The sequence below is a fragment of the Bradyrhizobium sp. STM 3566 genome (assembly GCF_045571445.1).
Classification (GTDB): Bacteria; Pseudomonadota; Alphaproteobacteria; order Rhizobiales; family Xanthobacteraceae; genus Bradyrhizobium; species Bradyrhizobium vignae.
The window spans coordinates 5,244,693-5,268,127 of sequence record NZ_CP120692.1 but is presented as its reverse complement, the minus strand read 5'-3'; the positions used below and the strand labels follow the sequence as shown (position 1 = coordinate 5,268,127).

Below are 23,435 nucleotides of genomic sequence, written 5' to 3'. Positions count from 1 at the left end.
CCGTATGACGGATGTGATCGCTGGTCATGCGCTGGTGCCATTCACACTCCGGGTCCATCGTTTCCGCGGTGGGCATCGCAGCCTGCGCTCGTTCCCGTATCCGCAGCCGTATCCATCGTGCCGGTCTCCGCAACGATCACATTCGCATGCTGCGTGACGTTGCCCACGATCGCCCGTCCGCCGTCCTGCACCGACAGGTTCTGTACCGTGATCGGGCGCTCGTCGCTGTTGCGGTGGCGATTCAGTGCTTCGACCTGGGCGGCGAAGGTGCGGGAGAGCCGGGTCAATGCGCGGGTGACACCCTCCTGCTGTGCAAGATCATCCGTACAGGCGAGGCGACATGCGCAACGCATCGCCGCCACGTGAACCGAGACCATCTGGGAGACCAGCATGGCCTCGATGGAATCTTTCGGCGCGATGCTCCTGATCGTCGAGATCATGAAGGCGAGGTTGGCCTCATCGGGCCTCTGCCCGACCGCGCTGGCCTTGACCAATTGCCTCAGCATGCCCTGCAGCGCGTCGCGGTCGGCGGCGCCGAGCGCCTCGGCCAGCAGCCGCTCGCCGGCCTGCGGGTCGGGATGGCTGATCGCGATGCGCCGCTTGTAGAGTTTGATGCGCGGGCTCACGAGCGGGCCGCTGCGATCGCTTGCCGCGAGCGGCGAGGTGATGTGGCGGGCCGGTGCTGTCGTCATGCTCTGTGTCCTTTGATGGGCAGGCGCGAGCGACCGTCCGCTGTCGCGCGCGAATGCGAATTTCGGGATGCCGATGAAGGGTTTACGCGCAACCGCGTCGGGCGGCCCGTAGTCGGGCAGGCCGGGATGCTCACGATTTTTGCGATGATGCCATCATGCCACTGTTTTGCCCGACGAGTCAAAATGGATTTCGTAAATCCGAAAATTTTCTCGCCCTGCGCAAGTCCTTGTTCCGACAGGGGCCGGCTACTGTGCATGGGGTTGTTTTCGCATTTTTTGTTTGGAAGCGGCGTGCACGTGCCGTGCGGCGGAATGCCGGCGGCCAACCGCGATTGCGAAATCCGGCGCGTCCGCTAATCATGAACGCGTCGCATCGACAAACACGCACAAGCGGCGCCAAGAAGTCCGGGAGAGAACGAATGCAACGAACGGCCCGCCTGCTGGCAGTCATCGCCGGATTATGCGCAGCAGTGCTGGCGACAGATGCCCTCGCGCAGAAATATCCGGTGCGGCCGGTCAAGGTGGTGGTCGGCTTCAGCGCGGGGGGACCGGTCGACGTCGTTGCGCGCATCATCGGCGATCGCCTCGGCAACAAGCTCGGCCAGCCCTTCGTGGTCGAGAACCGCGCCGGCGCCAACGGTATGATCGCCGCCGAAGGCGTCGCGCGTGCGGATGCGGACGGCTACACCATGCTCGCCTGCAACTCGTCGACGATCACGCTCAACAAGACGCTGTTCAAGGAGATCCGCTACGATCCGGAAAAGGATTTCGCGCCGCTCACCACTGTCGTGTCGGCGCCGCTCGTCCTCGTCGTCAATCCCGAGAACCCCAAGACGGCGAACGTCAAATCGGTGGCCGATCTCGTCGCTGCGGCAAAGGCCGCGCCCGGTGCGCTTGCTTACGGCTCCGGCGGCAACGGCAATCTCGCCCATCTCGCCATGGAACTGCTCAGCCAGAAGGCCGGCATCAAGCTGATCCACGTGCCCTATCGCGGCGGCTCGGCCGCCGAGATGGGCATTCTCGCGCAAGAGGTCCTGGCGGTGTTCGATCCGCTCTCGGCCGTGCCGCTGGTCAAGGCCGGCAAGCTGCGCGCGCTGGCAGTGTCGTCGGCCGAGCGGCTGCCGGCGCTACCCGATGTGCCCACCGTCGCGGAAGCCGGTTATCCCGGCTTCGACATCTCGTTCTGGGTCGGCTTCTTCATGCCGAAAGCGACGCCCGCGCCGATCACGGAGATGCTGCACCGGGAGATCGTCGCCGCTGCCAAGGATCCGGCGGTCGAGGAGAAGCTCGGCTCGCAAGGGGTCGTCCGCGTGCTCAGCCAGGCTGACTATGCCGCGAAGATCGCGAAGGAGACCAAGGAGCTTGCCGAGGTGGTGGCGGCGGCGAACATCAAGGCGGAGTAGGGCGCGATCGGCGAGCGCAGGCAAGTACGCCGCGCCTATTCGCCGCCGGTCAGCTGCTCCAGCCGATCGAGCAGCGGACGTTGTCCGGCGTTGATCTTCTCCCGCGCCCCTTCCAGCGTGAACCATTGCGCGCGGTCGACTTCCGGAAAGGCCTGCCGCTTGCCGCTGCGCGGCGGCCATTCCATCTCGAACGTGTTGCTGCGAATGCCGCGCACGTCGATGTCCAGCTCGGCCGCGAAGGCGGTGACGAGCTTGCTGCCGCGCTGCCTGACCTGGCCAAGCGCGATCAGCGGCACGGACAGCTGAAGTCCAAGTTCCTCGGCAAACTCCCGTCGCGCGGCAATCTCTGCGTCTTCTCCGTCCGCGTACTCGCCCTTCGGGATCGACCATGCGCCGAGATCCTTGTTACGCCAGAACGGCCCTCCGGGATGAACGAGGAGCACCTCGACTTTCCCGCGTTTCCGATAGGCGATGATCCCGGCACTCTTCGATGGCATTGCAGGTTCCGTGCAGGTTGGGGGCAGCCTCTTAACTGGAACAGAGCGTCCTAACGTGGGTTAGTAGCCAACGTTCATTTTGATCAAAGGGAGTGAATCATGATCCGCCTGCTGGCAACCACGGCCTTGGGGCTGGTGCTGGCGAATGCCGCTTTTGCGCAATCGCCAGGCACGAACACGACGTCTCAGCAGTCGCCGCAATCACAGTCAAATTCCACCGCGCCATCCACCGCCTCGCCGTCGGGCGCGGCCGATAGGCAGCAGACCACATCGCAACCGCAGCAACCATCGACGTCGGGAACGTCGGCCCAGAATGCGCAGAGCAACACACCATCTCCCGGCTCCTCCAATGCCGCCAACAACCCAAGCCCGACCGCTCCGTCGCAGAGCGGTACGGCAAGCTCCAATGCACCCGGCAACCAACCTGCGACGCAGCAGAGCGCCAACCCGCCGCCGGCGAACACGAACCAGGCCCAGCAGGCTCCCGCTGCATCTGGAACCAACCAGGCCCAGCAGGCGCCGAATGCGCCAGCCAGCAATCAGGCGCAGGGCGAGCGTTCGAGCACCAATTCACAGGCGGCCGCCCAGACCGACGTCAACCTCAACAAGCAGCAGGAGACCAAGATCAGCGCGTCGATCTCGCGCCTGAACGTGCAACCGCTGACCAACGTCAATTTCGCGCTCAATGTCGGCACCGTGGTGCCGCGCGACGTGCACCTCTCGACATTGCCGCCCGACGTCGTCGAGATCGTGCCGCAATATCGCGGCTACAGCTTTGCGCTGGTGAAGGATCAGATCGTCGTGGTCGATCCGGCGACCTACAAGATCGTGACGGTGCTGCCGTATTCGGGGCAGTCCACGGCAACAACGACGACGACCACGCGCGAGCGTAGCGCCAGCAAGTTTTCGGATCGCGATCGCGAAGTGATCCGCAAGCACGCGAAGACTCGCACCGAAGGACGGGGCGAGGCGCGGACCACCGGCAGCACTGCGCGCACGGAGATCCATGTCGGTGACCGCATCCCGGACACTGTCGAGGTCGAGGAATTCCCGAGCACGGTCTATCGGGAGGCGCCTGACCTGCGGGAGTATCGCTACATCCATCGCGACACCCGGACCTATGTCATCGAGCCCAGCGAGCGTCGCGTGATCGAGGAGATCGACTAAGCCCATCGGAAGCCGCTCCATCGAGCGGCTTCTCCATCTCCGCATCAGCTCGCGGAGCGTTCTCGAGCGGCGAAGCGAACGGCGTTTCCGGCATGAATTGCGCGACGCCCGGCGCGCCCGCCGGGCTGACTTCGTTGCAACGAAAGCGGCTCTCCTGCCAGAGCAGGTGCGCGAAGAACGACACCGGAATGCTGCTGGCCTCGGCGGCTTCACGAAGCGCGTGACATAGGCGATCGGCGAACTCTCAGCCGGCAACGAAGGCGAGCAGTGTGCCGTTGGCCTTGGCCGGCGGCACGCAGATTGCAGCTCCGCTCCGCACGGCTGCCGAACCGAGCGCTTTTTCGGTCGCCGCGAGATCGGCGCTAACCAGCACCAGCGCGGCGCCGCCGCGCTCGGAGAGACCTGCGAGCGGCACGCCGGGATAGCGCTTGGCGAGCTGGTCCAGCGTCAGATAGACGAAGTCGGCGCGCTCGCCGCCGGAGGGCACCGTGACCGCGCCGTCCGTCTCGGTCTTTGGCTCGCGGTCGATCAGACGTGCGAGGTGAGCGGCATCCTTGGCCGGCTCCGGCGTTGCTATCAGCGTCTGCTTGATCCGCCTGGCCGCATTGGCGTGGGTCATCAATTCGGGAATCCACACCGTCTCGCGGGTCTTGTGCTCGCAGGCGAAGATGCGCACGCCGCCCGGTGCTTCGGCGGTCGGCCACATGAAGGTGCGGAATTTTGCCGCCGAGACCGTGCCGTTTGGCAACGTCACCGGCCGTTCGAAATCGGTCGGGCCGATCGCCTCCAGGCCCCGTGCACGGATCTCCGCAGCGCCGGCGGCGGAATCGATTGCGGTGAAGGCGATACGCTCGATACCTTCGCCGCGCTTGTCGAGGAAGGCGCGCGCCGGGGCGTTGAGCTCGGTCGCAGCTAGCACGCCGAGCAGCTCCATATAGTCGGGGTCGAACATGATGGTGTAGTTGCCCGTGCCCATATGGACGCTGTGGGTGCCGCGCGGCGACACGGTGAAGCCGAGTTGCCGATAATTGTCGGCAGCCTTGTCGAGGTCCTTCACCATGACCACGGCGTGGTCGATACCGATGATGTTCTTGAGGGCCACTGTTCTTCCCCGATTGCAAACTGACTTTGGGCCGCGCCGGCGGCTGCCGGTCATGTCTACGCCGGATACGCGGCCGAGTCATTTTCAATTCAGCGGCAGTTGCGGAATTTCATTTCCGCGCAGGGCACCCTCGCGCGACGCACGTCAGCGGGCCTGCTCGATGTAGGCGGCGAGGACTGCGCGCTCTTCGCTGGTCATCTCGGTGATGTTGCCGGGCGGCATGGCACTCGACCAGGCGGCCACACGCCCGATCAGGCGGATGTTGCGCTGAATGTGCTCGGGTGCGTCGAGCAGGATGCCTTTCGGGGCGGTGACGATGCCGGCCCAGACCGGCTCGGCCGCGTGGCACATGCTGCAACGGGACATCACGATCTCCTCGACATTGGCGAGCGTCGGCGGCGTCGATAGTGCGCCCGTCTTCACCTCGCGCGGACCGGCGGCGGAGAGGAAGAGGATCGCGATCACGCCGGCCGCCGTCACGCCCCACACCCACCACGGCGATTTGCGCCCGGCATGGCGCTCGTTGAAGAAGTGGCGGATCACCGGCCCCAGCGCCAGGATGATCGCAACGATGATCCAGTTGAAGCGCGTTGCGTAGAGCAGGGGATAGTGGTTGCTGATCATCAGCACGACCACGGGGAGCGTCAGGTAGTTGTTGTGGACCGAGCGTTCCTTGCTGGCCATGCCGAGCTTTGGATCGGGCGCCTGGCCCGCGATGAGGCTGGCAACGATCTTCTTCTGATTCGGGATGATCAGCGCGAAGACATTGGCGACCATGATGGTGCCGATGATCGCGCCGATCTGGTTGAAGGCGCCACGTCCGCTCAGCACATGGGTGAAGGCGTAAGTGAGCGCGACCAGGAACAGATAGCCGCCGATGGCGAAGGGCAGCTCGCGTTGCGCAAGCCCGGTGCGACAGGCGGCCTCATAGAGCAGCCACGCCAGCGCCAGGCTGCAGAAGCTGAACAGGCCGGCCTGGAATGGCGTGAGGTCGAGAATCGACTTGTCGACCAGGAACAGATCGGCCTCGAGATAGTACACCACCACCATCAGCGCGAAGCCGGACAGCCAGGTGGTGTAGGCTTCCCATTTGAACCAGGTCAGCTCGTCCGGCATCTGGTGAGGGGCCACCAGATATTTCATGATCCGGTAGAAGCCGCCGCCATGGACCTGCCAGGCTTCGCCCTGCACGCCGTCAGGCAGCTCGCTTCTGGGCTTGAGGCTGAGATCGAGGGCGATGAAATAGAAGGAACTGCCGATCCAGGCGATCGCAGCCACCACGTGCAGCCAGCGCAGCAGCAGGCTCGCCCATTCCGATATGACGGATCCCCACATGATCTTCCCATCAGTCGCGACATCGGTGCCGCAGCCTTGATGACCGCAACCGGCCGTCGCCGCCCTTACAATGTGTCGCACCGATCAACTGCATTTTCCAGTATGATGGGCCGTGGCTGATGCACATCGTGCGGGCATGAACTGACGTGCGATTCGGCAGGCGTCAGACCTGCTGCAGGCCATTGCCGGTGATCGGCGTTGACGTGCGGGAAAGGCGGGGAATAGACGACGTGAGCCACAGGATATCGTTCGTGACGGTGCTCGCAGGGCTGCTGGTTGCAGTCGCGCTCGGCGCGCAGGCCGAGCCGGTGTTGCAGGGCAAGGACGCCTATGGCGATTGGCGGGCCGACAAGCCCGGCACGGTCAGGCTGATCAGGCCGCAGGATCTGGTCAGGCCCGGCGCCACGCGGTCGGTTGCGAGCTCGTCACGCGTGGTGCCGCGTCCGCCCGAGGCGGCGCTCCAGGTGCCGGCCGGCTTCAAGGTCGAGCTGTTCGCCGAAGGCCTGCGCGCGCCGCGCATCGTGCGGGTTGCGCCGAACGGCGATGTCTTCGTCGCGGAGACGCGGGCGGGCACCATCCGCGTGCTTCGCGCTGGAGAGGGTGGCAAGGTCGCGACCAATGAGGTGTTTGCCAGCGGCCTGCGGCAACCGTTCGGGATTGCCTTCTTTCCGAACGGCGACCATCCGCAATGGGTCTATGTCGCCAACACCGATAGCGTCGTCCGCTTTCCGTATCAGACCGGTGATCTCAAGCCGCGCGGCAAGGCGGAGACGATTGTGGCGAGCCTGCCGCATGATGGCGGCCACTCCACCCGCGATATCGTCTTCACGCCCGACAACAAGCGCATGCTTGTCTCCGTCGGCTCGCTCAGCAACGTCGCCGAGGGCATGGGCACGCCGCCGGGCGGATTGGAGGCGTGGTCGAAGACGCAGCCACTCGGCGCAACGTGGGCCAGCGAGCTCGAGCGTGCCGCGGTGTTGGCCTTCAATCCCGACGGCAAGGAGCGCAAGATCTACGCCACCGGCCTGCGTAACTGCGTCGGCCTAGCAATCCAGCCGCAGACCGGCTTGCCCTGGTGCTCGACCAACGAGCGCGACGGCCTCGGCGACGATCTCGTGCCCGATTACGTGACCAGCGTGAAGGAGGGTGGCTTCTACGGCTGGCCGTGGTTCTATATCGGCGGCAACGAGGACCCCCGCCATGCCGGCGCACGTCCGGATCTCAAGGACAAGGTGACGGTGCCTGATGTGCTGATCCAGCCGCACTCGGCCTCGCTCGGCATGACCTTCTACCAGGGCACTCTGTTTCCATCGGAATACCAGGGCGACGCCTTCGCCGCCGAGCACGGCTCCTGGAACAGGTCGAAGCGCACCGGCTACAAGGTCATCCGCATCAAGATGAAGGATGGCAAGCCGACGGGCGAGTACGAGGATTTCGTCACCGGGTTCGTCGTGAGCGATACCGAAGTGTGGGGCAGGCCGGTCGGCGTTGCCACGGCCAAGGACGGTTCGCTGCTGATCTCGGAGGATGGCAACGGCACGATCTGGCGGGTGACGCATTCGCGATGAGCGAGTTCTCTTCGCCTCTCCGCGCAAGCGGGGAGAGTGTGAAGAAAAACCTACCCCCGTCTCACGCTCGCGCCGCCATCCACCGGCAGTGTCACACCCGTAATGAAGTTCGCCTCGTCGCTTGCCAGGAACAGCGCGGCGTTGGCGACGTCCCATCCGGTGCCCATCTTCCTGCGTAGCGGCACCTTGCTGTCGCGTTCGGCTTCGACCTCGGCGCGGGTCTTGTGCCATTCGCGGGCGCGGGTATCGACAGCCATCGGCGTGTTCATCAGGCCAGGCAGGATGACGTTGGCGCGGATGCCGTATTCGGCGTTCTGGTAGGCGAGCTGTTCGGTGAAGGCGATCATCGCCGACTTGGTCGCCTTGTAGGCGACGTAAGGGTAGGTCGTGATCGCCGCCATCGACGAGATGTTGATGATGGCGCCGCTTCTCTGCGCGCGCATGATCGGGATCACCTCTTTCGCCGCAAGGATGCAGCTCTTCAGATTGATTGCGACGACGCGGTCGAACGCCTCCTCGGTCAGCTGCAGCAGCTCGGCATCGCCACCGGCGAGACTGACGCCGACATTGTTGTGCAGCACGTCGATCCGGCCCCAGCGCGATTGCGCGTCGGCCACCATCGCCTTGATGTCGACAGCTTTGGTCACGTCGGCCTTGAAGGCCGCGGCCGTGCCGTGTTGCGCGGTGATCATGTCCACCGTCTCCTGCGCCGACTCCAGATGGTGGTCGACGCACAACACCTTCGCACCCTCGCGCGCGAAAGTCAGCGCCGTGGCGCGGCCATTGCCCATGCCCTCGCCGGAGCTTTGCCCGGCCCCGACGACGATCGCAACCTTGTCCTTCAAGCGCATCCGGCTCGCTCCCAAGCTTCTCGATTATTTTCGTGCAGGTTAGCAATCGCGCCGATCGGAGAGAAGGGCGTGCGTCTGCGTTCATGTCATTGACATCACATGGAATTGCATGTTGCGGCCGGCGCATCGCGCGTGGCTGACCCCGGTCGTCCAGGAACCGTTCTGAGGCCAGTGCGTTTGCTGCCGGAACTTTTCCGCGTTAGGCTCAGTCCCGGGGCTTCCCAACCGCCAGTGGCTTGCCGATGAATCTGCTCGATCCGCAAGGACCCGTGGCTGCGGCCAACAGCACCATTTTGGTCGATTCCGTCTTCATCATGCTCGTGATCGTGGTGCCGACCATTTTCGCGATCCTGGCTTTTGCGTTCTGGTTTCGCGCCTCGAATCCCAAGGCGCGTTACCAGCCTGAGTTCGTCTATTCCGGCCGCGTCGAAATGGTGGTGTGGTCGATCCCTGCATTGACCGTGATCCTGCTCGGCGGCGTCGCCTGGATCGGCTCGCACCAGCTCGATCCGGCTGCGCCGGTGCCTGGCACCGGCAGCCCGGTGCGGATCCACGCCGTGTCGCTCGACTGGAAGTGGCTCTTCATCTATCCGGACCAGCGCATCGCCACCGTCAACACGTTGACGGTGCCCGCCGGCGCCGAGCTGAACTTCCAGCTGACATCCTCGAGCGTGATGAACACGTTCTTCATCCCGCAGCTCGGCAGCATGATCTACACCATGAACGGCATGGTGACGAAGCTGAACCTGCGCGCCGACAATGAAGGCAAGCTTCAGGGAATGTCGGCGCATTTTTCCGGCGACGGTTTTCCCGACATGATGTTCGACGTCAACGTGATCTCGCCGCTCGCCTTTCCGGAGTGGGTGGCGGCCACCGCGAAGACGGATGCGGTGCTGAACGCAGACAGCTACAAGAGGCTGATGCAGCAGGGCATCGAGAAGGGCCGGCCCGTCTACCGCCTGGACGATCCCCAGCTGTTCGACCTGATCTCGACCCTGCATATTCCGCCGGGACCTGGGCCAGAGCTCGCATCCGAAGCAGGCCGGTCGCACAGCGGAGGCCATGATGCTCGGTAAGCTCGATTGGTCGGCCATTCCGTTCGATCAGCCGATCCCGCTCGTCGCCGGCGCGGTGGTGCTGGTCGCGATCCTCTGCGTCTTGGCGTGGGTCGTGGTGAAGGGACATCTGCCCTATCTCTGGCGCGAATGGATCACCAGCGTCGATCACAAGCGGATCGGCGTCATGTACATCCTGCTGGCGTCCGTGATGCTGCTGCGCGGCGGCAGCGACGCCGTCATGATGCGGATCCAGCAGGCGGTCGCCTACCAGTCGCAGGGCTATCTGCCGCCGGAGCACTACAACCAGATCTTTTCCGCGCACGGCACCATCATGATCTTCTTCGTGGCGATGCCGTTCGTTATCGGGCTGATGAACCTGATCGTGCCGCTCCAGCTCGGCGTGCGCGACGTGGCGTTTCCGACGCTGAATTCGGTCGGCTTCTGGCTGACCGCGACCGGCGCGCTGCTGGTCAACGTCTCGCTCGTGGTCGGCGAGTTCGCACGCACCGGCTGGCTAGCCTTTCCGCCGCTGTCGGAATTGTCCTACTCGCCCGGCGTCGGCGTCGACTATTACGCCTGGTCGCTGCAGATCTCCGGCGTCGGCACGCTGGTGGCCGGCATCAATCTCGTCACGACGGTGCTGAAGCTGCGCACCAGGGGCATGAACTATCTGCGCATGCCGATGTTCTGCTGGACCACGCTTGCCTCGAATCTTCTGATCGTCGCGGCCTTTCCGATCCTCACGGCCACGCTCGCGATGCTGCTGCTCGACCGCTATCTCGGCTTCCACTTCTTCACCAACGAGGCCGGCGGCAACGTCATGATGTTCATGAACCTGATCTGGGCCTGGGGCCATCCCGAGGTCTACATCCTGGTGCTGCCCGCCTTCGGCATCTTCTCCGAGGTGGTCTCGACCTTCTCCGGCAAGGCGCTGTTCGGCTACCGCTCCATGGTGCTGGCGACAATGGCGATCTGCGTCATCTCCTTCATGGTCTGGCTGCATCATTTCTTCACGATGGGGGCGGGGCCCGACGTCAACGCCATCTTCGGCATCGCCAGCATGATCATCGCGGTGCCGACTGGCGTGAAGATCTACAACTGGCTGTTCACGATGTATGGCGGCCGCATCCGCTTTGCGACGCCGATGTTGTGGTCGGTCGGCTTCATGGTCACCTTCATCATCGGCGGCTTGACCGGCGTCCTGGTCGCGGTGCCGCCGGCCGATTTCATGCTCCACAACAGCATGTTCCTGGTCGCCCACTTCCACAACGTCATCATCGGCGGCGTGCTGTTCGGCGCCTTCGCCGGTTTCGAATATTGGTTTCCGAAGGCGTTCGGTTTCCGCCTCGACGAGCGCTGGGGCAAGGCCGCGTTCTGGTTCACCTTTCTCGGCTTCTACGTCACCTTCATGCCGCTCTACATCGTCGGCATGCTCGGTATGACGAGGCGCATGCAGCACTATGACGTCGCGGCCTGGCGGCCCTGGATGATCATCGCCGCGTTCGGCATGGCCGTGCTGACGATCGGCGTGATCTGCCAGATCATGCAGCTCGTGGTCAGCATTCGCGACCGCGAGGCGCTGCGAGATCGCACCGGCGATCCCTGGGACGGGCGCTCGCTGGAATGGGCGACGTCGTCGCCGCCGCCGGTGTTCAATTTCGCCTTCAATCCCGATGTGCGCGGCGAGGACGCCTATTGGGAGATGAAGGCCCATGCCCGGCAGCAATCGTTCGCGCACGAAGAGCGCGAATATGAGGATATCGAGATGCCGCGCAATTCTCCGACCGGCTTCGTCTGCGCGTTCTTCGCCACCATCATGGGCTTCGCGCTGATCTGGCACATCTGGTGGATGGTGATCCTGGGGGGTATCGGCGCATTCGCGACCTTCGTCGTGTTCGCCTGGCGCGACCATGACGAATACGTGATCCCGGCCGAGGAGGTCGCCCGCATCGACCGCGTCAATATCGAGGAGCGGCGCAGCCTCGTCAGCATGGCGGGGTCAGTCTGATGGCGATGACCGCGACCGCCGACCATGTCCATGCCGATCCCCATCACATCGGGCGCGTCATCGAGCATCCCGGGCCCGCGCCGAAGCGGATCGTGACTGCCTATGGTTTCTGGATATTCCTGCTCTCCGACATCGTGATGTTCTCCTGCTTCTTCGCAGCCTACGCCGTGCTGTCCGGCCAGACGGCGGGCGGCCCGAGGGGCTCCGAGATCTTCGAGCAGCGGAACGTCGCGATCGAGACGGTCTGCCTGTTGCTGTCGAGCTTCACTTGCGGCATGGCCAGCATTGCCGCCGACGTGCGCAACCGGTTCTGGTTCTATCTCGGCATGGCCGTGACCTGCGTGCTCGGCCTCATATTCCTGGCCATCGAGTTCCGCGAATTCGCCGACCTTGTCGCCCGTGGCTACGGCCCGTCGCGCAGTGCGTTCCTGACCGCGTTCTTCTCGCTGGTCGGGTGCCACGGCCTGCATGTTTCTGCCGGCATCTTGTGGCTCCTCACCATGATGGCCCAGGTGTTCGCAAAGGGCTTTCGCGCCGACATCTTGCGGCGGATGATGTGCTTTGCGTTGTTCTGGCACGCGCTCGACATCATCTGGGTCGCGGTGTTTTCCGTCGTTTACCTGCTCGGGAGTGCGCCATGAGCGACGAGACGCATCTGACCGCTCACCACGATCTCGCTCCGGGCGAGGAAGAGCAACACAGTGTCGGCGAGCGGATCCTGGGCTATGTCGTCGGTCTGGGTCTGGCGCTGCTGCTGACGGCGACGTCGTTCTTCATCGCCGGCACGGACCTGGTCTGGCAACCCTCGATTCCCGTCGCGCTGATCGTGCTCGCGATCGCGCAGATGGGCGTGCACCTCGTGTTCTTCCTGCACATCACCACCGGCCCCGACAACACCAACAACGTGCTGGCGCTTGCCTTCGGACTGCTGATCGTCTTCCTGGTGGTGGGCGGTACGGTCTGGATCATGTCGCATCTGAATGCGAACATGCCGCCGATGGATCAGATCATGCGGATGCAGTGATGGCACCGAACAATCGTAGCGGGGCGTCACCAGAACATCTTTTTTGAACGCTGACGTTTCTGCATCGGCATGGCCGGGACAAGCCCGGGCATGACAGGTTCGGTTTGGAGCGACGCACAAAAAAGAAGAGCCGCTTGCGGTGACAAGCGGCCCAAGTCTAGGGAGGAAACGCCCGAGCAAGGCAATCGGGCCCAAGCCGGATTGCTGCCGAGGAAACGCTCGCGCAAGGCGCTTGCGTACACTTATAAGTGCAGCAACTGCCGATGAAGTTCAATTCCGGATCAATACGGTCTCGGACTACCACTCACGGATGCGTGAACCAACTCGCTCATTTCGGCCGGCGGCAATTGTAGGCCTTGCGGAAGCCGGCGGCCTGGGCGTCGTCCTCCGAGCAGAACCAGCGGTCGGGCTTGGTGGTCGCCGGATAGCTCGGGCAGCCGCGCAGATGATAGATGCCGATATTGCCGGTGACGCGGGCGCGCACCGCTAGCTTGCCCTTGATGCTGCAGCTGGGCGGCATGGTCAGCTCCTCCGGAAACAGCACGGCGCGAATCTCCTTGTCGCGGTCGCGCCGGCAGGCGGCGCCGAGGAGCGCGCCGTCCTTCTTGCCGCTACGGAAGTCTTGCGGCGCAACAAAGCAGCCCTTCCAGATACCAACCGCCGCCGTCTTGGCCTCGGCGGCTGCCGGCTTGACGTTGGCCTTGATAGGCTCGCGCGCGAGGGCAAAGCCGAGCTTGATCAGCTGCTCGTTCAAGCTGGCCTTGTCGCCTTCGGCCGTGCAGATGGCGCGGTGCCGCTTGCCGAAACTCTTCTCCGGGCCGACATCGTCGCAGCGCACCGTCCGTTTGTTGATCAGCTTCGCCAGCTGGTCGCGGGCCTCGATGCCGCAGGTCCAGGAATCGGCGTGATCGTCGATACAGACCTGATCCAGCTCGGGCGCGTCGACGCCGTCGAGCCGGTAGGTGACGTCGCCGAGCTGGATCGAGTTGCCGTCACGGACAGTCGCGGCGCCGGTCAGCGCGGCGACTGGTCCGGACGAGGCCAGAAAACCGGACAAGGCGAACAACGAAACGAGCGCAAAAGCGCGGGCGGCGGCAAAGAAATTTCGGGAGGACATACGGTCTCGCTATCGATGGCTCGTGCGCCCTGTTCCTAGCATCCGGATTTGGCGTTACCAATGGTCTGCGCCCTGCGAAGTGCGACATTCCGGCCTCGCGGCTTTACTCGGCCGTCGCTCTGACCCTATCGTTTGCCGGCCTCGCTGAGCGCGAATGGCCGAATCGCCCGGGAAGCGGCGAGGGGGAGGAAAAGGCTGCGATGAAAGACCCCGTGGACGTCCTGATCATCGGCGCCGGCGCTTCCGGCGCAGCGGTGGCGTGGTCGCTGGCCGAAACCAAGATGCACATTCTCTGCCTGGAGCAGGGCGGCTGGATGAACCCGGCGGAATATCCCAGCACGGGCCGCGACTGGGAGGCCAAGTTCTACGGCGAATGGTCGTCGAGCCCGAACGTCCGCGGCCGGCCCGAGGACTATCCCGTCAACGACGACAACTCCCCGATCAAGGTCGTGAACTACAACGCGGTCGGCGGCTCGACGGTGATGTACACCGCGCATTGGCCGCGGCTGCACCCTTCCGATTTCAAGGTGAAGACGCTCGACGGCGTCGCCGACGACTGGCCGATCGACTACGACACGCTGACCCCGTTCTTCGAAGAGAACGACCGCATGATGGGCACGTCCGGCCTATCAGGCGATCCGCTGTCGCCGCTGACGCATCCGCCGATGCCGCAGCAGCCGCTCGGATTGTCCGGCGCCATCATCGGCAAGGCCATGAACAAGCTCGGCTGGCACTGGTGGCCGTCGGATACCACGGTCGCGACGATGGACTATGAGGGCCGGGCGCGCTGCATCAATCTCGGCCATTGCACGCCGGCCTGCGCGCAGGGCGCCAAGGCCTCGACCGACATTACCTACTGGCCGCACGCGATCCGCGCCGGCGTCGAGCTGCGCACCCATTGCCGGGTGCGTGAGATCACCACCGACGAGAATGGCATGGCCTCGGGCGTGGTGTATTACGACAAGGACGGCATCGAGCAGTTTCAGCCCGCGCATGTCGTCATCATCGCCTGCAACGGTGTCGGCACGCCGCGCCTGCTGCTGAACTCGGCCTCGGGGCGATTCCCGAACGGACTTGCCAATTCGTCCGGCCTCGTCGGCAAGAATCTGATGTTCCATCCCTATGCGCAGATCTACGGCTATGTGAAGGAGCCGACCGATTCCAACCGTGCGCCGCCGACCTGTTTGTGGAGCAAGCAGTGGTACGACACGGACCTGTCGCGCGGTTTCGTGCGCGGCTATGGCGTGCAGTTCGTGCGCGGCGCAGGGCCGGTGTTCGAGGCCGTGGTCAGCGAGCAGAAGGGCATTCTGCCCTGGGGCGCCGATCATCACCGCGTCTTCCGCAAGCTCAACGGTCATCGTTTGGGTTTCTCCGCGATCTGCGAGGACCTGCCGGAGGAGCACAATCGCGTCACGCTCGATCCGGTGCTGAAGGACAGTCACGGCATTCCCGCGCCGAAGGTCGACTACACCATCAGCGAGAACAGCCGGAAGATGATGGAGCATGCGCTGGCGCGTGGCCGCGAGTTTCTCGATACGGCAGGAGCGAGCGACATCTGCGTCAATTCGCCGATCCCGTGGGGCGGCTGGCACCTGCTCGGCACCGCGCGCATGGGTACCGACCCCGAGCGCTCCGTCGTCAACGAATGGGGCCGCTCGCACGACGTGAAGAACCTCTTCATCGTCGACGGCAGCATTTTCGTCACTTCGGGCGGCGTGAACCCGACCTCCACCATCCAGGCGCTCGCGCTCTACATCGCCGACCAGATGAAGCAGCGCTTGGCTAGTTTATTTGATTGATGCGCGTGATGGATGCACCGAACCCGCCACGAACTCGCTGCACCTCTGCCGCCTGCGGGAGAGGTCGACGCGCTCGAAGAGCGCGGCGGGTGAGGGCTCTCTCCCCTGGGGGAGTCCCTCTGCGGAGACACCCTCTGCCCGACCCTGCCCCGCAAGCGGGGGAGGGAGCGCACCGTCTTCGTGGCGGGAATGAACCAACGAGAGCACGCCATGTCTGATCAACAACTCACCCTCACGCCTCGGCAGCGCGATGACCTCCGCACCATCGCGGCGATGATCATTCCTGCCAGCGACGAGTACAAGGTGCCCGGCGCCGACGATCCCGCGATCCAGGCCGACATCCTCGCAACGCTCGGCCGCGACACCAAACTGGTGGTGGCGGCGCTGGACCATCTGGCGCGGCTGGCCGGCATGCCCTTGGCCGACCTCGAGCCCGTCGCGCGCGCCGGTGTCGCCCAGAAGTTCCGCATCTCCGGCGGCATCGCCGCTGCAACGCTCGTCCGCGTGGTCCTGCAATGCTATTACCGCGACGACCGCGTGCTGCGCTCGCTGGGGCTGGAGCTGCGCGCGCCGTTTCCCAGGGGGCACGTGCTCCCGGATGGGGACTGGTCGCTGCTCGACCCGGTCAAGGCGAGGGGAGGCACGCTGCGACGCGCGCCCTAGCCATCTTGGCAGGTCCAGCCCTGCGCCCCGGCCGGGCCACTTGCGCTGGCGGGAACAGGCCACCATCTGTGTGAGCCTTCAAGGACTCTTGCCATGCTGGATTTCACCTCAGATATCGCCGATGACGCAGCGTCATCGCGAAGGACGGCGGCTACCCCGGTCGATGACCGGGCGCTGCTGGACGCCTATTCCAATGCCGTGATCGATGTGACCGACCGCGTCGGCCCTGCGGTCGTGCGGGTCGAGACCGGGCCGAAGGTGCCGAACGGCCGCGAGCGCGGCGGGCTGGGCTCCGGCATCGTGATCTCGCCGGATGGTCTTGTCCTCACCAACAGCCATGTGGTCGGCTCCTCCAAGGAGATCCGGCTGCGCGACGTCGAGGGCCATGTCGGCGATGCTCAGGTGCTTGGTGTCGATCCCGACACCGACCTTGCGTTGCTGCGCGCCAACGGCGTGCGCGACTTGCCTTACGCCGCGCTCGGCAACTCCAAGATCTTGCGGCGCGGCCAGCTCGTGATCGCAATCGGCAATCCGCTCGGCTTCGAATCGACCGTGACCGCCGGGGTCGTCTCGGCGCTCGGGCGCTCGATCCGCTCGGTCAGCGGGCGTACCATCGAGGACGTGATCCAGACCGATGCCGCACTCAATCCCGGCAATTCCGGCGGCCCGCTGGTGTCGTCGAATGCCGAGGTGATCGGCATCAACACCGCCATCATCAATGGCGCGCAAGGAATCTGCTTTGCGGTCGCCAGCAATACCGCGCAATTCGTGCTGTCGGAGATCATCCGCCACGGCTATGTCCGCCGCGCCTATATCGGCGTCGCCGGGCAGACCGCGCCGATCCCGCGGCGGCATGCCGTGCTGGCCGGGGTCGAGAACAAGATGGGCGCGCTTCTGATGCAGATCGAGCCTGATGGACCTGCGGCGAAGGCCGGCCTGCTCCCCGGCGATGTCGTGATCAGGCTCGACGGCGTCGAGATCAACGGCGTCGATGACCTGATCCGCGTGCTCGACCGCGACCGCATCGGCCGCCGTCTGGCCATGGACGTGCTGCGGCTCGGCCGCCTGCGGGCGATCGATATCGATCCGATCGAACGCAAGCCTGCGCGCTAGGGTCCGGACTCAATTGATCCACCAAGTAACGGCGGCGACCAAGAGGATGGCCGAGAGGAAGTTGTCGGCTCGCTTGTCGTAGCGGGTCGCAATCCGCCTGAAGTCCTTGAGGCGGCAAAACATGCGTTCGATGAGATTGCGTCCTTTGTAGGCCTTCACGTCGTACCGGTGCGGATGCTTGCGAGTTGGGTTGGGCGGAATTACTGCCTTTGTTCCGCGCTCGGCCAACCACTCACGCAGGCTATTGGCGTCATAGGCCCTGTCAGCAAGCAATCGTCGAGCAGGTGAGACGGCAGGCAGCAGATCGCGCGCCGCCGTGAGGTCATGGCAGTTGCCAGGCGTGATCACGAAGGCGATCGGACGTCCATAATCCTGGATTTTGGTGGTGCGTCCGCCTCGCGAGCGGCCGACCGCCTGCTGGAAGTCCCCCCTTTTGCGCCCGCCGCCGAGCGGTGGGCTTTGATGTGGGTCGCGTCGATGGACATTGTCCCGACCCGGCCGGTTGAGCCAGTCAAGGCGTAGAAAATATTGCCCCACACGCCTTGGCGGCTCCAGCGATTGAAGCGGTTATAGATGGTCGTGTAGGGGCCGTAATCTGCCGGGCAGTCTCGCCAGCGTGCGCCCGATCGCAGCATGTGGAGGATCCCGCTGATCACGCGTCGGTCATCCACGCGATGGGCGCCGCGCCGCCCACGTGGCAACAGCGGTTCAATCCGCTTCCACTCCGCCTCACTCAGCCAATATAGCTTTTGCCCCATCAAGCCCCCCTTCGACTCGGAGGTCTTGAATCACAACTCCGCCTCAGCGGGAATCCCTATTGAGTACAGACCCTAGCGCGGAATGGGTGAGCTTCCGTCTAAAGCGCGATGAGATTTGGATGAATCGTCATCGCGCTTTAGCTTGTTGTTTACGCATGATCTTTCCGGAAAACCGCGTCGCACTTTTCCGGATCATGCTTTAGCCCTTGGCATCGCTGTGATGCCCGCGCAGGCGGGCATCCAGTCCGCCGCGGTCTATCGTTGAGCCACAATCATCTCGGCATACTGGATCGTCCGGTCGAGCCGGGCGAACACGGCGAGTGCGTGGCGAGCGCGTCCCCACAATCTCGTCATTGCGGGCGAAGCGAAGCAATCCGGAGTCTTTCCACGGCTGCGGTCAGGATTGCTTCGCTTCGCCCGCAATAACGCGTGGAAAGAGCACGGTTCTTTCGCTACTCCGCCGCTGCGGCAAAGCGGCTGTTCTCCAGTTCCGCCTCAAGCCGCGCCGCCTCGGACCTCGCCAGCTTGATATTGGCTTCCTTGACATGACCGAAGCCGCGGATCGTCTCCGGTACGCGCGCGAGCCGTGTCAGCAGCGGGATCTGCTCGGCCTTCAACCCGGCGATGCGCTGATCGATGATCGCGAGATAATCCTCGACCAGCTTGCGCTCGGTCCGGCGCTCCTCGGTGCGGCCGAACGGATCGAACGCGGTGCCGCGCAGGAACTTGAGCCTGGCGAGAATGCGGAAAGCGTGGATCATCCAGGCGCCGAACTCCTGCTTCTGAAGCCGGCCTGTCGCCTTGTCTCGCTTCGCGAAGATCGGCGGTGCCAGGTGATACTTCAGTGTGAAGTCGCCGCCGAACTTCTCGGACACTTTCTTGGCGAAGCTGCCGTCGGTATAGAGCCGCGCAACCTCGTACTCGTCCTTGTAGGACATCAGCTTGAACAGGTTTTTCGCGACTGCCTCGGTCAGCTCCGTGGATGCGGGCGAAGCCGCGCTCTCGGCCTTGCGCACCTTGGCGACAGCCGCAAGGTAACGGTCGGCATAGGGTTCGTCCTGATAGAAGGTCAGGAACTCGGCGCGGGTGGCGATGATCTCGTCGAGCGATTTCGCCGGCGCGGATGCGCGGTTCTTGAACTGGAGCACGCTGCGCACCCGCGACATGTCGTGGGCCGCGAGGCGGCCCCAGGTGAAGGCGAGCTTGTTCATCTCGATCGCGGCGCCGTTGATCTCGATGGAGCGGAGCAGGGCCTCCAGCGACAGCGGGATCGCGCCCTTTTGGAAGGCGAAGCCGAGCATGAAGGGATTGGTGGCGATGCTGTCGCCCATCAGCGCCGCGGCGATGCCCGTGGCATCGACAATGTCGAGGTTCTTGTCGCCGATCGCGTCGCGCAGCACGGTCTGCATCGTGCCCATTTCGAAATCGAGATCGGGATTTTGCACGAAGCTCGCCGTCGGCTGCAAATCGGCGTTGATAAAGGCCTTGGTCACGCCGCGCTCGGCGCGGCTCAGCGCAGTCGGGCCGGCCGAGACGATCATGTCGCAGCCGAGGATGACGTCGGCGCCGCCGGTGGTGATGCGGACCGCGGAAATGTCCTCCGGCTTCGGGGCGATGCGGACATGGCTCATCACCGCGCCGTTCTTCTGCGACAGGCCGGTGAAGTCCAGCGCTGAGCAGCCGCGACCGTCGACATGGGCGGCCATGCCTAGCAGGGCGCCGATTGTGATGACGCCAGTGCCGCCGATGCCGGTGACGAGGATGTTGTAGGGGCCGTCGAGGTCGCGCGCGGGCGGCAGCGGCAGATCGGCGAACAGCTGGCCTGAATCCACCGCCGTGGTCTTCATCCGCTTCAGGCTGCCGCCGTGCACCGTCACAAAACTCGGGCAAAAACCTTCGACGCAGGAAAAGTCCTTGTTGCAGTTCGACTGGTCGATCTGCCGCTTGCGGCCGAACTCGGTCTCCAGCGGCTGCACCGAGACGCAGTTGGAGGCCTGCGAGCAGTCGCCGCAGCCTTCGCAGACCAGCTCGTTGATGAAGGCGCGCTTGGCCGGATCAGGATAGAGCCCGCGCTTGCGGCGGCGGCGCTTTTCGGCGGCGCAGGTCTGGTCGTAGATGATGACGGTGAGGCCCTTGATGTCACGCAGCTCGCGCTGCACGGCATCGAGCTCGCGGCGGTGATGGATGGTCGCGCCTTGCGGGAAGTAGTTGCCTTGCGGGTACTTGCCCGGATCGTCCGAGACGATCGCAAGCCGCTTGACGCCCTCGGCCCAGACCTGGTGCGCGATCTGTGCGACGTTGAAGGCCCCTTCCGCCGGCTGGCCGCCGGTCATCGCCACGGCGTCGTTATAGAGGATCTTGTAGGTGATGTTGATGCCGGCGGCGGAGGCGGCGCGTAGGGCCAGGAGACCGGAATGGGTGTAGGTGCCGTCGCCGAGATTCTGGAAGATGTGCGTCTCGGTCGTGAAGGGCGACTGGCCGATCCAGTTCACGCCCTCGGCACCCATATGCGAGATCAGGTCGGTGCGGCGGGTCGGCATGCTCAGGGCCATGCCGTGGCAGCCGATGCCGGCCATGGCGCGGCTGCCTTCGGGCACGCGCGTCGAGGTGTTGTGCGGACAGCCCGAGCAGAAGAACGGCGTGCGCGCGAGCTTGATCGGTGCGCTGGCGGTGACGGGATTGTCGAACGCCTCCAGGCGTGCCAAGCGCTGTTCCAGCACCGGGCTGTGATGGCCGAGCTTGCGCAAGCGCGCCACCAGCGCGGACGCGACGATGGTCGGCGTCAGCTCGCCCTCACTCGGCAGCAGCGGCGCGCCGCGCTCGTCGCGCTTGCCCGTGACCGTCGGGCGTCTGGACGCATCCACGTTGTAGAGGATGCGCATCAGCTGGTCTTCGATGAAGCCGCGCTTCTCCTCGACCACCAGAACGTCCTGGAGACCTTCGGCGAAACGTTTGGCGCCGCTCTCCTCCAGCGGCCATGTCATCGCGACCTTGTAGATGCGAAGGCCCAGATCCTGCGCGTCCTTGTCGGTGATCCCCAAATCGGCGAGGGCCTGGCGGAGATCGAGATAGGCCTTGCCGGTCGCGACGATACCGAGCCGCGCAGGCTTGGAATCGAGCACGATGCGATCGAGCTGGTTGGCGCGGGCGAAGGCCTGCACCGCCGCCATCTTCGGGCCGAACAGCCGCTTCTCGGCCTCCAGCGGCGGATCGGGCCAGCGGATGTTGAGGCCACCGGGCGGCATCTCGAAATCCTCGGGGAGCACGATCTTGACGCGCTCGGGATCGCTGTAGATCGACGCCGAGCTCTCGACGGTCTCGCTGATCGCCTTGAAGCCGACCCAGCAGCCGGAGAAGCGCGACAGCGCAAAGCCGTAGAGGCCGAGATCGAGATAGTCCTGCAGCGTCGCCGGGTTGATCACGGGGATCAGCGACGCGGCGAACACCTGCTCGCTCTGATGCGCCAGGGTCGAGGACTGGCAGCCGTGGTCATCGCCGGCGAGCGCGAGCACGCCGCCATTGACCGAGGTGCCGGCCGCATTGGCGTGCTTGAGCGCATCGACCGAGCGATCGACGCCCGGGCCCTTGCCGTACCAGATGCCGAACACGCCGTCGACCTTGGCCCCGGGAAACAGCCCAACCTGCTGGCTGCCCCAGACCGCGGTCGCGGCCAAGTCTTCGTTGAGTCCCGGAACGAAGGCAATGTCGTGCTGCTGAAGGTGCGACTTCGCCCGCCATAGCGCATGATCGTACATGCCAAGCGGGGAACCGCGATATCCTGAGATGAAGCCGCCGGTGTTCAGTCCCTGAAGCCTGTCGCGTTCGCGCTGCAACATGGGAAGGCGGACCAGCGCCTGCGTGCCCGACAGGAAGATCCGCTTCGATTCGAGCCGGTATTTGTCGTCCAGCTCGACCTGCAACAGCGTCATTTCAGAAGTCCTCGGCTTTGGTTCTTGGGGTTTGCGCTGCGGGAAGGATTGCGGCTGCGCGACGCGATTGTGACAGTCAAATGCATGGCTCAGCGAAGTCAATATCGCTGGCCGCATCCGTGGCGCTCCTGCTAGTCATGGCTTGCGAGCGGAGGAGCGCGCATGATGGCGTTTGACACACAAATCACCCGAATAGGAGGCGCCTTGATTGGACCGTGGCGCCGGCCGCGGCAGATGCTACAGGCGCAAACCTATGATGCGCATGCCTCGATCCATGATGACGCGACGGCGCAGAAGCTCGGTTTCAAGGGCGGCACCATCGAGGGGCCGACCCATTTCAGCCAGTTCGCTCCACTTTGCGAGCGGCAATGGGGCCGGGCGTGGTTTGAGCGAGGGTGTCTCTCGGTGCATTACCGTAGTGTCTGCTACGAAGGTGAGGAGGTGCAGGCGACGCTGCTAGCCTCTTCGACCGAACAGCCCGAGTGTCAGGTACAGATGCTCAAGCGCGACGGCACCGAGGTGCTGCGCGGCACCGCATCCATCGTTGAGAGCCCGACAGCCCTCGACATCCGCCTCCGCGAGCTCAAGCCGCTGGCTGATCCCGTGATCCTGCGCGACGTCAAGGTGGCGCAGACGAGCAAGCGCCAGACGGTGCGGATGGCTTTCGACCAGAACATGGGCGACCTCTATCCGTTCTCCCTTCGGCAGAAGCTCGCCGTCATCACCGAGAACTCGCAATACTACTCGACCGCAGACAATCCATGGGGCAAGCCCATCATCCCGATGGAGATGCTCAGCGTGCTGTTCCAGTACCGCTCCAAGGACGATCCGCTGCCGGCCAAGGGCCCTGCCGTCGGCCTGTTCGCCGACCAGGAGATCCGCCTGGTGAAGGGCCCGCTGTTCGTCGACGAGGAGTACGAAGTCGAGCGCGAGGTGGTCGCACTCTCCGGCAGCCGCCGCACCGAAAGCGCCTGGGTCAAGACGCGCGTGTTCGCCAAGGCGGGCACGTTGGTGGCCACGATGTTGCTGAACATGGCGACGCTGAAGGACTCGTATGCGCCGTACGAGGAGGAGTATCGGCGGCTGTACGGGGCCGGGCGGTAGTCTCCTCGTCATCCCGCGGCGACGCGGAGCGTCGAGCCCGGGATGGCCGCACCGCATGAGGTGAAATGGATTCCAGGCACGCGCTGCGCGCCACGGAATGACGGAAGATGCCGCTCATCCTCTAGGCAAATGCACGTCGCAAAGCCGTCGCACAGGGAATAAGCAGGCGATCGCATTCTACGCAAGTTTTTGAGTACACTACAAATTCTGTCGCCGCCCGCGCCCCACTGCAATTGTACACAATGGC

General features: G+C 64.5%; 19 protein-coding genes and 1 pseudogene. 11 read left to right on the top strand and 9 right to left on the bottom strand.

Annotated features, from left to right (window positions below; translation table 11 throughout):
- Positions 1–41: 41 nt before the first annotated feature.
- Positions 42–692: a hypothetical protein gene (locus tag P6U27_RS25300; RefSeq protein WP_245509590.1), complete on the bottom strand. Its 651-nt coding sequence runs from the start codon at positions 690–692 to the stop codon at positions 42–44.
- Positions 693–1,111: 419 nt separating this feature from the next.
- Between P6U27_RS25300 and P6U27_RS25295 the strand changes: the two genes are divergently transcribed.
- Complete coding sequence (locus P6U27_RS25295) at positions 1,112–2,095, top strand: tripartite tricarboxylate transporter substrate binding protein (RefSeq protein ID WP_122404433.1); 984 nt, start codon at positions 1,112–1,114, stop codon at positions 2,093–2,095.
- A gap of 35 nt (positions 2,096–2,130) precedes the next feature.
- Here the strand turns inward: P6U27_RS25295 and P6U27_RS25290 are convergent, their stop codons facing one another.
- Positions 2,131–2,592 carry an NUDIX domain-containing protein gene (locus P6U27_RS25290; RefSeq protein ID WP_407192763.1) on the bottom strand — a complete coding sequence of 154 codons (462 nt, stop codon included), beginning with the start codon at positions 2,590–2,592 and terminating at the stop codon, positions 2,131–2,133.
- Between the two features lie 99 nt (positions 2,593–2,691).
- Here P6U27_RS25290 and P6U27_RS25285 point away from each other — a divergent pair, with 99 nt between their 5' ends.
- Positions 2,692–3,759: a DUF1236 domain-containing protein gene (locus P6U27_RS25285; RefSeq protein ID WP_122404431.1), complete on the top strand. Its 1,068-nt coding sequence runs from the start codon at positions 2,692–2,694 to the stop codon at positions 3,757–3,759.
- Positions 3,760–3,841: 82 nt separating this feature from the next.
- Here P6U27_RS25285 and P6U27_RS25280 read toward each other — a convergent pair.
- The 3 genes and pseudogenes from P6U27_RS25280 to P6U27_RS25270 form a co-directional block, all read right to left on the bottom strand.
- Positions 3,842–3,994: pseudogene (locus tag P6U27_RS25280) on the bottom strand (transglycosylase SLT domain-containing protein); the annotation flags it as partial.
- A gap of 9 nt (positions 3,995–4,003) precedes the next feature.
- Positions 4,004–4,861, bottom strand: a complete 858-nt coding sequence (locus P6U27_RS25275; protein ID WP_122404430.1) for a VOC family protein — start codon at positions 4,859–4,861, stop codon at positions 4,004–4,006.
- Positions 4,862–5,005: 144 nt separating this feature from the next.
- Positions 5,006–6,196 carry a urate hydroxylase PuuD gene (locus tag P6U27_RS25270; RefSeq protein ID WP_122404429.1) on the bottom strand — a complete coding sequence of 397 codons (1,191 nt, stop codon included), beginning with the start codon at positions 6,194–6,196 and terminating at the stop codon, positions 5,006–5,008.
- Positions 6,197–6,426: 230 nt separating this feature from the next.
- On the opposite strand from P6U27_RS25270, the gene P6U27_RS25265 reads away from it, so the two are divergent.
- A complete protein-coding gene (locus tag P6U27_RS25265) occupies positions 6,427–7,764 on the top strand; it encodes a sorbosone dehydrogenase family protein (protein WP_122404428.1) in 1,338 nt (445 codons plus the stop codon).
- 50 nt (positions 7,765–7,814) lie between these two features.
- Here the strand turns inward: P6U27_RS25265 and P6U27_RS25260 are convergent, their stop codons facing one another.
- On the bottom strand, positions 7,815–8,615 hold the full coding sequence (locus tag P6U27_RS25260) for an SDR family NAD(P)-dependent oxidoreductase (protein ID WP_122404427.1): 801 nt from the start codon (positions 8,613–8,615) through the stop codon (positions 7,815–7,817).
- A 242-nt stretch (positions 8,616–8,857) separates the two neighbouring features.
- Between P6U27_RS25260 and P6U27_RS25255 the strand changes: the two genes are divergently transcribed.
- Genes P6U27_RS25255 through cyoD form a run of 4 tightly spaced genes read left to right on the top strand, consistent with a single transcriptional unit; the run spans position 8,858 to position 12,705 of the window.
- Positions 8,858–9,691, top strand: coding sequence for a cytochrome ubiquinol oxidase subunit II (locus P6U27_RS25255; RefSeq protein WP_122404426.1), 834 nt, complete (start codon positions 8,858–8,860; stop codon positions 9,689–9,691).
- Positions 9,681–11,681 carry a cytochrome o ubiquinol oxidase subunit I gene (gene cyoB / locus P6U27_RS25250; RefSeq protein WP_209294616.1) on the top strand — a complete coding sequence of 667 codons (2,001 nt, stop codon included), beginning with the start codon at positions 9,681–9,683 and terminating at the stop codon, positions 11,679–11,681. Before P6U27_RS25255 ends, cyoB begins: the two co-directional genes overlap by 11 nt.
- Complete coding sequence (locus tag P6U27_RS25245; protein ID WP_122404425.1) at positions 11,681–12,322, top strand: cytochrome (ubi)quinol oxidase subunit III; 642 nt, start codon at positions 11,681–11,683, stop codon at positions 12,320–12,322. Before cyoB ends, P6U27_RS25245 begins: the two co-directional genes overlap by 1 nt.
- The gene (cyoD, locus tag P6U27_RS25240) at positions 12,319–12,705 is read left to right on the top strand and encodes a cytochrome o ubiquinol oxidase subunit IV (RefSeq protein ID WP_122404424.1); all 387 of its coding nucleotides are present in this window, start codon (positions 12,319–12,321) and stop codon (positions 12,703–12,705) included. Before P6U27_RS25245 ends, cyoD begins: the two co-directional genes overlap by 4 nt.
- 328 nt (positions 12,706–13,033) lie before the next feature.
- On the opposite strand, the gene P6U27_RS25235 is transcribed toward cyoD, so the two are convergent.
- A complete protein-coding gene (locus P6U27_RS25235; RefSeq protein WP_122404423.1) occupies positions 13,034–13,822 on the bottom strand; it encodes a thermonuclease family protein in 789 nt (262 codons plus the stop codon).
- Between the two features lie 200 nt (positions 13,823–14,022).
- Between P6U27_RS25235 and P6U27_RS25230 the strand changes: the two genes are divergently transcribed.
- The 3 genes from P6U27_RS25230 (at position 14,023) to P6U27_RS25220 (ending at position 17,397) form a co-directional block, all read left to right on the top strand.
- Positions 14,023–15,621 carry a GMC family oxidoreductase gene (locus tag P6U27_RS25230; RefSeq protein WP_129144805.1) on the top strand — a complete coding sequence of 533 codons (1,599 nt, stop codon included), beginning with the start codon at positions 14,023–14,025 and terminating at the stop codon, positions 15,619–15,621.
- A gap of 210 nt (positions 15,622–15,831) precedes the next feature.
- Positions 15,832–16,284, top strand: a complete 453-nt coding sequence (locus P6U27_RS25225) for a hypothetical protein (RefSeq protein ID WP_122404421.1) — start codon at positions 15,832–15,834, stop codon at positions 16,282–16,284.
- A gap of 93 nt (positions 16,285–16,377) precedes the next feature.
- Positions 16,378–17,397, top strand: a complete 1,020-nt coding sequence (locus tag P6U27_RS25220) for a S1C family serine protease (RefSeq protein WP_122404420.1) — start codon at positions 16,378–16,380, stop codon at positions 17,395–17,397.
- Between the two features lie 9 nt (positions 17,398–17,406).
- Here P6U27_RS25220 and P6U27_RS25215 read toward each other — a convergent pair.
- Together P6U27_RS25215 and P6U27_RS25210 are read right to left on the bottom strand one after the other, a co-directional pair.
- A protein-coding gene (locus P6U27_RS25215; protein WP_407192762.1) for an IS5 family transposase occupies positions 17,407–18,155 on the bottom strand; the annotation gives its coding sequence in 2 pieces (ribosomal slippage) (positions 17,407–17,819 and positions 17,819–18,155; 750 coding nt in all).
- Between the two features lie 452 nt (positions 18,156–18,607).
- Positions 18,608–22,084: an indolepyruvate ferredoxin oxidoreductase family protein gene (locus P6U27_RS25210; protein ID WP_129145177.1), complete on the bottom strand. Its 3,477-nt coding sequence runs from the start codon at positions 22,082–22,084 to the stop codon at positions 18,608–18,610.
- Positions 22,085–22,246: 162 nt separating this feature from the next.
- On the opposite strand from P6U27_RS25210, the gene P6U27_RS25205 reads away from it, so the two are divergent.
- On the top strand, positions 22,247–23,188 hold the full coding sequence (locus P6U27_RS25205) for a hypothetical protein (protein WP_122404417.1): 942 nt from the start codon (positions 22,247–22,249) through the stop codon (positions 23,186–23,188).
- The last annotated feature ends 247 nt before the right edge of the window (positions 23,189–23,435 follow it).